The organism is Allobosea sp. FG18 (genome assembly GCF_057809495.1).
The window spans coordinates 146,688-153,586 of sequence record NZ_JBMDKB010000017.1 but is presented as its reverse complement, the minus strand read 5'-3'; the positions used below and the strand labels follow the sequence as shown (position 1 = coordinate 153,586).

At 63.8% G+C, this 6,899-nt stretch carries 15 protein-coding genes; all 15 read left to right on the top strand.

The genetic code is table 11. From position 1 onward, the window contains the following. The coding region (locus ACODTJ_RS19245) for an EF-Tu C-terminal domain-related protein (RefSeq protein ID WP_488849582.1) at positions 1-92 on the top strand (92 nt) is incomplete at its 5' end. A 69-nt stretch (positions 93-161) separates the two neighbouring features. Then, the gene (rpsJ, locus tag ACODTJ_RS19240; protein WP_043237115.1) at positions 162-470 is read left to right on the top strand and encodes a 30S ribosomal protein S10; all 309 of its coding nucleotides are present in this window, start codon (positions 162-164) and stop codon (positions 468-470) included. A 124-nt stretch (positions 471-594) separates the two neighbouring features. Further along, positions 595-1,323 carry a 50S ribosomal protein L3 gene (rplC, locus tag ACODTJ_RS19235; protein ID WP_454656594.1) on the top strand — a complete coding sequence of 243 codons (729 nt, stop codon included), beginning with the start codon at positions 595-597 and terminating at the stop codon, positions 1,321-1,323. Next, complete coding sequence (gene rplD, locus ACODTJ_RS19230) at positions 1,323-1,943, top strand: 50S ribosomal protein L4 (protein ID WP_061967347.1); 621 nt, start codon at positions 1,323-1,325, stop codon at positions 1,941-1,943. Before rplC ends, rplD begins: the two co-directional genes overlap by 1 nt. Further along, a complete protein-coding gene (locus ACODTJ_RS19225) occupies positions 1,940-2,251 on the top strand; it encodes a 50S ribosomal protein L23 (protein ID WP_047582026.1) in 312 nt (103 codons plus the stop codon). Before rplD ends, ACODTJ_RS19225 begins: the two co-directional genes overlap by 4 nt. A 10-nt stretch (positions 2,252-2,261) precedes the next feature. Beyond that, the gene (gene rplB / locus ACODTJ_RS19220) at positions 2,262-3,104 is read left to right on the top strand and encodes a 50S ribosomal protein L2 (protein WP_488849580.1); all 843 of its coding nucleotides are present in this window, start codon (positions 2,262-2,264) and stop codon (positions 3,102-3,104) included. Between the two features lie 8 nt (positions 3,105-3,112). Continuing rightward, positions 3,113-3,391, top strand: coding sequence for a 30S ribosomal protein S19 (gene rpsS / locus ACODTJ_RS19215; protein WP_047582029.1), 279 nt, complete (start codon positions 3,113-3,115; stop codon positions 3,389-3,391). A 3-nt stretch (positions 3,392-3,394) separates the two neighbouring features. Beyond that, positions 3,395-3,778 (top strand): 50S ribosomal protein L22, encoded by a 384-nt coding sequence (rplV, locus tag ACODTJ_RS19210; RefSeq protein WP_377838321.1) that lies wholly within the window; start codon positions 3,395-3,397, stop codon positions 3,776-3,778. Positions 3,779-3,788: 10 nt separating this feature from the next. After that, positions 3,789-4,520, top strand: coding sequence for a 30S ribosomal protein S3 (gene rpsC, locus ACODTJ_RS19205; RefSeq protein WP_454656596.1), 732 nt, complete (start codon positions 3,789-3,791; stop codon positions 4,518-4,520). Positions 4,521-4,538: 18 nt separating this feature from the next. Beyond that, positions 4,539-4,952 carry a 50S ribosomal protein L16 gene (gene rplP, locus ACODTJ_RS19200; protein WP_038365403.1) on the top strand — a complete coding sequence of 138 codons (414 nt, stop codon included), beginning with the start codon at positions 4,539-4,541 and terminating at the stop codon, positions 4,950-4,952. A gap of 11 nt (positions 4,953-4,963) precedes the next feature. Continuing rightward, a complete protein-coding gene (gene rpmC / locus ACODTJ_RS19195) occupies positions 4,964-5,176 on the top strand; it encodes a 50S ribosomal protein L29 (RefSeq protein ID WP_047582036.1) in 213 nt (70 codons plus the stop codon). A gap of 10 nt (positions 5,177-5,186) precedes the next feature. Next, entirely contained in the window at positions 5,187-5,429 is a 243-nt protein-coding gene (gene rpsQ / locus ACODTJ_RS19190; RefSeq protein WP_199085553.1) for a 30S ribosomal protein S17, read from the top strand. Positions 5,430-5,638: 209 nt separating this feature from the next. After that, positions 5,639-6,007, top strand: coding sequence for a 50S ribosomal protein L14 (rplN, locus tag ACODTJ_RS19185; RefSeq protein WP_038365406.1), 369 nt, complete (start codon positions 5,639-5,641; stop codon positions 6,005-6,007). Further along, positions 6,007-6,324 (top strand): 50S ribosomal protein L24, encoded by a 318-nt coding sequence (gene rplX / locus ACODTJ_RS19180; RefSeq protein ID WP_454656597.1) that lies wholly within the window; start codon positions 6,007-6,009, stop codon positions 6,322-6,324. The genes rplN and rplX overlap by 1 nt, the downstream gene beginning before the upstream one ends. After that, positions 6,317-6,883, top strand: a complete 567-nt coding sequence (rplE, locus tag ACODTJ_RS19175; protein WP_454656598.1) for a 50S ribosomal protein L5 — start codon at positions 6,317-6,319, stop codon at positions 6,881-6,883. The genes rplX and rplE overlap by 8 nt, the downstream gene beginning before the upstream one ends. Positions 6,884-6,899: the final 16 nt, after the last annotated feature.

Below are 6,899 nucleotides of genomic sequence, written 5' to 3'. Positions count from 1 at the left end.
CCCCGATCGCGATGGAAGAGAAGCTCCGCTTCGCCATCCGCGAAGGCGGCCGCACCGTCGGCGCCGGCGTCGTCGCCTCGATCATCGCGTAACGCGTTTGCGTGAGGGGCAGGGGCCCTTCGGGGCCTTTGCCTTTTCTCACGTCACGGAGAATTGAGACCATGAACGGTCAGAACATTCGGATCCGCCTCAAGGCGTTCGACCACCGCATCCTCGACGCTTCGACGCGCGAGATCGTGTCGACCGCGAAGCGGACGGGCGCCCAGGTCCGCGGACCGATTCCGCTGCCCACGCTCATCGAGAAGTTCACCGTCAACCGCTCGCCCCACATCGACAAGAAGTCGCGCGAGCAGTTCGAGATGCGGACCCACAAGCGGGTTCTCGATATCGTCGACCCGACCCCCCAGACGGTCGACGCCCTCATGAAGCTCGATCTCGCCGCCGGCGTCGACGTCGAAATCAAGCTTTAAGTCGGAGATGGTCTGAACGACGAAGCGGTTTCCACTTCGTCGGACCATCTTCGGATCCGATTAAACGGGTCCTCTGTTTCCGGCGACCCCGGATGGACATGACCCCAAAGGAAGGTATGCACCGATGCGTTCCGGTGTGATTGCACAGAAAGTCGGGATGACCCGCATCTTCACGGATGCCGGCGAGCACATCCCGGTCACCGTGCTGAAGCTCGACAACTGCCAGGTCGTCGCGCATCGCACGATCGAGAAGAACGGCTATGTGGCCGTGCAGCTGGGCTCCGCTCAGGCGAAGGTGAAGAATGTCTCGAAGGCCGAGCGCGGTCATTTCGCGGTCGCCAAGGTCGAGCCGAAGCGCAAGGTGGTCGAGTTCCGCGTCAGCAATGACGCGCTGATCCCTGTCGGCGCCGAGCTGACCGCGGACCACTTCGTCGTCGGCCAGTTCGTCGATGTCTCCGGCACCACCACCGGTAAGGGTTTCGCCGGCGGTATGAAGCGCTGGAACTTCGGCGGTCTGCGCGCCACGCACGGCGTGTCGGTCTCGCATCGCTCGATCGGTTCGACCGGTGGCCGTCAGGACCCGGGCAAGACCTTCAAGAACAAGAAGATGCCGGGCCATCTCGGCGCCGAGCGCGTCACCACGCAGAACCTGCGCGTCGTCCAGACGGATGTCGAGCGCGGCCTGATCCTCGTCGAGGGTGCCGTTCCTGGCGTCGCCGGCGGCTGGATTCACGTCCGTGACGCCGTCAAGCGCGCCCTGCCGAAGGATGCGCCGCTGCCGGGCAAGTTCAAGGTTTCCGGCGAGGGCAAGGCGGATGAGGCTCCTGCGGCCCAGGCTGAGGAGAACGCGTGATGAAATTCGATATCACCACTCTCGAGGGCAAGTCGGCCGGTTCGGTCGAGCTGTCGGATGAGGTGTTCGGCCTCGAGCCGCGCGCCGATCTGCTCGCCCGCATGGTCCGCTATCAGCTCGCCAAGCGCCGCGCCGGGACTCACAAGTCCAAGGGCCGCTCGGAAGTCGATCGCACCCGCAAGAAGATCTACAAGCAGAAGGGCACCGGCGGCGCTCGCCACGGCGCGGCTTCGGCTCCGCAGTTCCGCGGCGGCGGCAAGGCTTTCGGCCCCGTCCTGCGCGACCACGGTCATGATCTTCCCAAGAAGGTCCGTGCGCTGGCTCTGCGCCACGCTCTCTCGGCCAAGGCGAAGGACGCCGGCATCATCGTGATCGACGATGCCACGCTCTCCGAGCCGAAGACCAAGGTGCTGCTCGGCCATTTCGGCAAGCTCGACCTGTCGAGCGCGCTGATCATCGGCGGCGCCGAGATCGATACCAACTTCGGCCTGGCCGCTCGCTCGATCCCGAATGTCGACGTGCTGCCGGTCCAGGGCATCAACGTTTACGACATCCTGCGTCGCGACAAGCTCGTCCTGACGCGCGCGGCCGTCGATGCGCTGGAGGCGCGCTTCAAATGAGCCAGTCCGCCAAGAACCTCGACCCGCGCCACTACGATGTGATCGTGGCGCCGGTCATCACCGAGAAGGCGACGATGCTCTCGGAGCATAACAAGGTCGTCTTCAAGGTTGCCAAGACCGCAACGAAGCCGCAGATCAAGGCGGCGATCGAGAAGCTCTTCGACGTCAAGGTGAAGAGCGTCAACACGATCGTCACCGAGGGCAAGGTCAAGATGTTCCGTGGCCGTCCCGGCCAGCGTTCGGACGTCAAGAAGGCGGTCGTGACCCTCGAAGAGGGCCACTCCATCGACGTGACCACGGGCCTGTGAGGGAAGCATCATGGCTTTGAAACATTTCAAGCCGATCACGCCGAGCCTTCGCCAGCTCGTGATCGTCGACCGCAGCGAGCTCTACAAGGGCAAGCCGGTCAAGGTGCTGACCGAGGGCAAGAGCTCCTCGGGCGGCCGCAACAACACCGGCCGCGTCACCGTCCGCTTCCGCGGCGGTGGTCACAAGCGCACGCTGCGTCTCGTCGACTTCAAGCGTCGCGGCAAGGCCGGCATCCCGGCGACCGTCGAGCGGCTCGAGTACGATCCGAACCGCACCGCCTTCATCGCCCTGATCAAGTATCAGGACGGCGAGCAGGCCTACATCCTGGCGCCGCAGCGCCTGGCTGTTGGTGATACGGTTGTCGCGGGTGACTCGGTCGACGTGAAGCCCGGCAACGCGGCTCCGATGGGTTCGCTGCCGATCGGCACGATCGTCCACAATGTCGAGCTGAAGATCGGCAAGGGCGGCGCCCTGGCCCGTTCGGCCGGCAACTACGCTCAGATCGTCGGCCGCGACCAGGGTTACGTCATCGTCCGCCTGAACTCGGGCGAACAGCGTCTGATCTCGGGTCAGTGCTATGCCACCGTCGGCGCCGTCTCGAACCCGGATCACATGAACCGGAACGACGGCAAGGCTGGTCGCTCGCGCTGGCTCGGTCGCCGTCCGCATAACCGCGGCGTCTCGATGAACCCGGTCGACCATCCGCACGGCGGTGGTGAAGGCCGGACCTCGGGTGGCCGTCATCCGGTCACGCCCTGGGGTCTGCCGACCAAGGGTAAGAAGACCCGCTCGAACAAGCGGACCGATACGTTCATCGTGTCGAGCCGTCACGCCCGCAAGAAGAAGAACTGAGGTCCGTCATGGCGCGTTCGCTTTGGAAAGGTCCGTTCGTCGACGGATACCTCCTGAAGAAGGCCGAGGTCGCCAGGACCTCGGCTCGTAATGAAGTTATCAAGATCTGGAGCCGTCGCTCCACGATCCTGCCGCAGTTCGTCGGTCTGACGTTCGGCGTCTACAACGGCCATAAGCATGTGCCGGTGTCCGTGTCCGAGGAGATGGTGGGTCACAAGTTCGGCGAGTTCTCGCCGACCCGCACCTTCCACGGCCACGCTGCCGACAAGAAGGCGAAGAGGAAGTAAGCCATGGGTAAAGCATCCGCCCCCCGTGCGCTGCCCGAGAACGAAGCCACTGCGATCGCTCGCAACCTTCGCGTCTCGCCGCAGAAGCTGAACCTCGTCGCTCAGCTGATCCGTGGCAAGAAGGTCGCGACCGCGCTCGCCGATCTCGAGTTCTCGCGCAAGCGGATCTCGCTCGATGTGCGCAAGTGCCTCCAGAGCGCGATCGCCAACGCCGAGAACAACCATGATCTCGACGTCGACGATCTCGTCGTGGCACAGGCCTTCGTCGGCAAGGCCCTCGTCATGAAGCGTTTCCACGCTCGTGCCCGTGGCCGTGGCGCCCGCATCCTGAAGCCCTTCGCGAACATCACGATCGTGGTGCGCGAAGTCGCTGCGGCCAAGGCCTGAGGAGAGAACGATGGGTCAGAAAATCAATCCGATCGGCCTTCGCCTCGGCATCAACCGCACCTGGGACTCGCGTTGGTTCGCCAACAAGGGCGAGTACGGCAAGCTGCTGCATGAAGACATGGCCATCCGCGCCGCGCTCATGAAGCTGCTGAAGCAGGCCGCGGTCTCGAAGATCATCATCGAGCGCCCGCACCGGAAGTGCCGCGTCACCATCCACTCGGCGCGTCCGGGCGTGGTGATCGGCAAGAAGGGTGCTGACATCGAGAAGCTCCGCAAGGAAGTCTCGAAGCTCACCAAGGCCGACGTGACGATCAACATCGTCGAGGTGCGCAAGCCCGAGATCGACGCGACGCTCGTCGCCGACTCGATCGCTCAGCAGCTCGAGCGCCGCGTCGCCTTCCGACGCGCCATGAAGCGCGCCGTGCAGTCGGCGATGCGTCTCGGCGCCGAGGGCATCCGCATCAACTGCTCGGGCCGTCTCGGCGGCGCCGAGATCGCCCGCCTCGAATGGTATCGTGAGGGCCGCGTGCCGCTGCATACGCTGCGCGCCGATGTCGACTACGGCGTCGCCACCGCTTTCACGACCTACGGGACGTGCGGCATCAAGGTCTGGATCTTCAAGGGCGAGATCCTGGAACACGACCCGATGGCCCAGGACAAGCGCCTTTCCGACGAAGGCGGCCGCTCCAGCGGTCGTGACCGTGATCACCGCGATCGCGATCGTCGCGAGCAGGCTGCGTAAGGCTGATCGAGAAGAGCCATGCTGCAACCAAAACGCACCAAGTTCCGCAAGCAGTTCAAGGGACGCATCTCCGGCGTCGCCAAGGGCGGCACGGACCTCAACTTCGGCCAGTTCGGCCTGAAGGCCCAGGAGCCCGAGCGCGTCACCGCCCGGCAGATCGAGGCGGCCCGCCGCGCGATCACCCGCGCCATGAAGCGCGTCGGCCGTGTCTGGATCCGCATCTTCCCGGACGTGCCGGTTTCCAAGAAGCCGACCGAAGTCCGCATGGGTAAGGGCAAGGGTTCGCCCGAGTTCTGGGCCGCCAAGGTCAAGCCGGGCCGGATCATGTTCGAGCTCGACGGCGTGTCCGAGGAGATCGCCCGCGAGGCGCTCCGTCTCGGCGCCGCCAAGCTGCCGATCAAGACGCGCTTCATCCAGCGCATTGCCGAGTGAGGGAGGGCAAGATGAAAATCACACAGCGTCAGTCCGACCTGAAGGCCATGAGCACGGACCAGCTTCAGGACGAACTCCTGAAGCTCAAGAAGGAGCAGTTCAACCTGCGCTTCCAGAAGGCCACCGGGCAGCTCGAGAACACCGCGCGCGTCACCGAAGTGCGCAAGGACATCGCCCGCATCAAGACGCTGCAGCGGTCCAAGACCGTCGCGGCGAGCGCGTGAGGAGAGAATAATGCCTAAGCGCGTACTGCAGGGCGTCGTCGTCAGCGACAAGCAGAACAAAACTGTTGTGGTCAAGGTCGAGCGGCGTTATACGCACCCGCTGCTCAAGAAGACGGTGCGCCGCACGAAGAACTATCACGCCCATGACGAGGCGGGTTCGTTCAAGGTCGGCGACACGGTTTGGATCGAGGAGTCCAAGCCGATTTCCAAGCTGAAAAGCTGGGTTGTGCTCGAGGACGCCCCCAAGGCGTGATTCGAGACGGCTTCGCCCGGCCCCGAATCAGGGGCAGGGCGGGGCAGGAAAGAAGCCGGACATGTTTCTCCGCAAAGGTGGAAACCACTTTTGCGGATCGTGTTTTGTTTGAGGCCAGGGGGCGATCGACCCCCGTCAGTCGTAGTCCCCGTCGGCACTGATGCTGGCCGGGAAACCGCGCTGATACACAGATTGGAAGGATCAAGGCCATGATCCAGGTGCAGACGAATCTCGACGTCGCCGACAATTCCGGCGCCCGTCGCGTGATGTGCATCAAGGTTCTCGGCGGGTCGAAGCGGCGCTATGCCCGCATTGGCGACATCATCGTCGTTTCGATCAAGGAAGCCATTCCGCGCGGTCGCGTGAAGAAGGGCGACGTCATGAAGGCGGTCGTCGTTCGCACCGCCAAGGACGTCAAGCGCCAGGACGGTTCGGTGATCCGCTTCGACCGCAATGCGGCCGTGCTGATCAACAACCAGAAGGAGCCGGTCGGCACGCGTATCTTCGGACCGGTTCCGCGCGAGCTGCGCGCCAAGAACCACATGAAGATCATCTCGCTGGCGCCGGAGGTGCTGTGATGGCTGCTAAGATCAAGAAGGGCGACAAGGTCGTCGTGCTCGCTGGTCGCGACAAGGGCAAGTCGGGCGAGGTGTTGCAGGTTCTGCCGAAGGATGCCCGCGCCGTCGTGCGCGGTGTCAATCTCGTCAAGAAGCACACCAAGCAGTCCGCGCAGTCCGAGGGCGGCATCATCAGCAAGGAAGCGACGATCGACCTGTCGAACATCGCCATTGCCGACCCCAAGGATGGCAAGGCCACCCGCGTCGGTTTCAAGGTGCTCGATGACGGCCGCAAGGTTCGGTTCGCCAAGCGTTCGGGAGATCTGATCGATGGCTGAGGCTCAGCAGGCGGCGCTCTCGCCGCGCATGAAGAAGCATTACGAGGACGTCGTTCGTCCCGCGATGATCGCCGAATTCGGCTACAAGAACGTCATGGAAGTGCCGGCGATCGAGAAGATCGTCATCAACATGGGCGTTGGTGAAGCGACTGCCGACCGTAAGAAGGTCGACGTTGCCGCTGGCGACCTCGCTCTGATCGCCGGCCAGAAGCCGGTCATCACCAAGTCCCGCCTCGCCATCGCTGGCTTCAAGCTGCGCGAAAACATGGCGGTTGGCTGCAAGGTCACGCTGCGCAAGACCAAGATGTTCGAGTTCGTCGACCGGCTCGTCACCATCGCCTTGCCGCGCGTGCGCGACTTCCGGGGCCTCAACCCCAAGTCGTTCGACGGGCGCGGTAACTTCGCGCTCGGGATCAAGGAGCACATCGTGTTCCCCGAGATCAACTACGACAAGGTCGACCAGGTCCTGGGTATGGACGTGATCGTCTGCACGACTGCGAAGTCGGACGACGAGGCACGCGCCCTGCTCAAGCACTTCAACTTCCCGTTCCGGCAGTGAACCTAAGCGTTCATAC

What these genes read in the sequence shown, in the direction of transcription:
- rpsJ (WP_043237115.1), top strand. Translation starts at nt 162, where the DNA reads ATGAACGGTCAGAACATTCGGATCCGCCTCAAGGCGTTCGACCACCGC.
- rplC (WP_454656594.1), top strand. Translation starts at nt 595, where the DNA reads ATGCGTTCCGGTGTGATTGCACAGAAAGTCGGGATGACCCGCATCTTC.
- rplD (WP_061967347.1), top strand. Translation starts at nt 1,323, where the DNA reads ATGAAATTCGATATCACCACTCTCGAGGGCAAGTCGGCCGGTTCGGTC.
- ACODTJ_RS19225 (WP_047582026.1), top strand. Translation starts at nt 1,940, where the DNA reads ATGAGCCAGTCCGCCAAGAACCTCGACCCGCGCCACTACGATGTGATC.
- rplB (WP_488849580.1), top strand. Translation starts at nt 2,262, where the DNA reads ATGGCTTTGAAACATTTCAAGCCGATCACGCCGAGCCTTCGCCAGCTC.
- rpsS (WP_047582029.1), top strand. Translation starts at nt 3,113, where the DNA reads ATGGCGCGTTCGCTTTGGAAAGGTCCGTTCGTCGACGGATACCTCCTG.
- rplV (WP_377838321.1), top strand. Translation starts at nt 3,395, where the DNA reads ATGGGTAAAGCATCCGCCCCCCGTGCGCTGCCCGAGAACGAAGCCACT.
- rpsC (WP_454656596.1), top strand. Translation starts at nt 3,789, where the DNA reads ATGGGTCAGAAAATCAATCCGATCGGCCTTCGCCTCGGCATCAACCGC.
- rplP (WP_038365403.1), top strand. Translation starts at nt 4,539, where the DNA reads ATGCTGCAACCAAAACGCACCAAGTTCCGCAAGCAGTTCAAGGGACGC.
- rpmC (WP_047582036.1), top strand. Translation starts at nt 4,964, where the DNA reads ATGAAAATCACACAGCGTCAGTCCGACCTGAAGGCCATGAGCACGGAC.
- rpsQ (WP_199085553.1), top strand. Translation starts at nt 5,187, where the DNA reads ATGCCTAAGCGCGTACTGCAGGGCGTCGTCGTCAGCGACAAGCAGAAC.
- rplN (WP_038365406.1), top strand. Translation starts at nt 5,639, where the DNA reads ATGATCCAGGTGCAGACGAATCTCGACGTCGCCGACAATTCCGGCGCC.
- rplX (WP_454656597.1), top strand. Translation starts at nt 6,007, where the DNA reads ATGGCTGCTAAGATCAAGAAGGGCGACAAGGTCGTCGTGCTCGCTGGT.
- rplE (WP_454656598.1), top strand. Translation starts at nt 6,317, where the DNA reads ATGGCTGAGGCTCAGCAGGCGGCGCTCTCGCCGCGCATGAAGAAGCAT.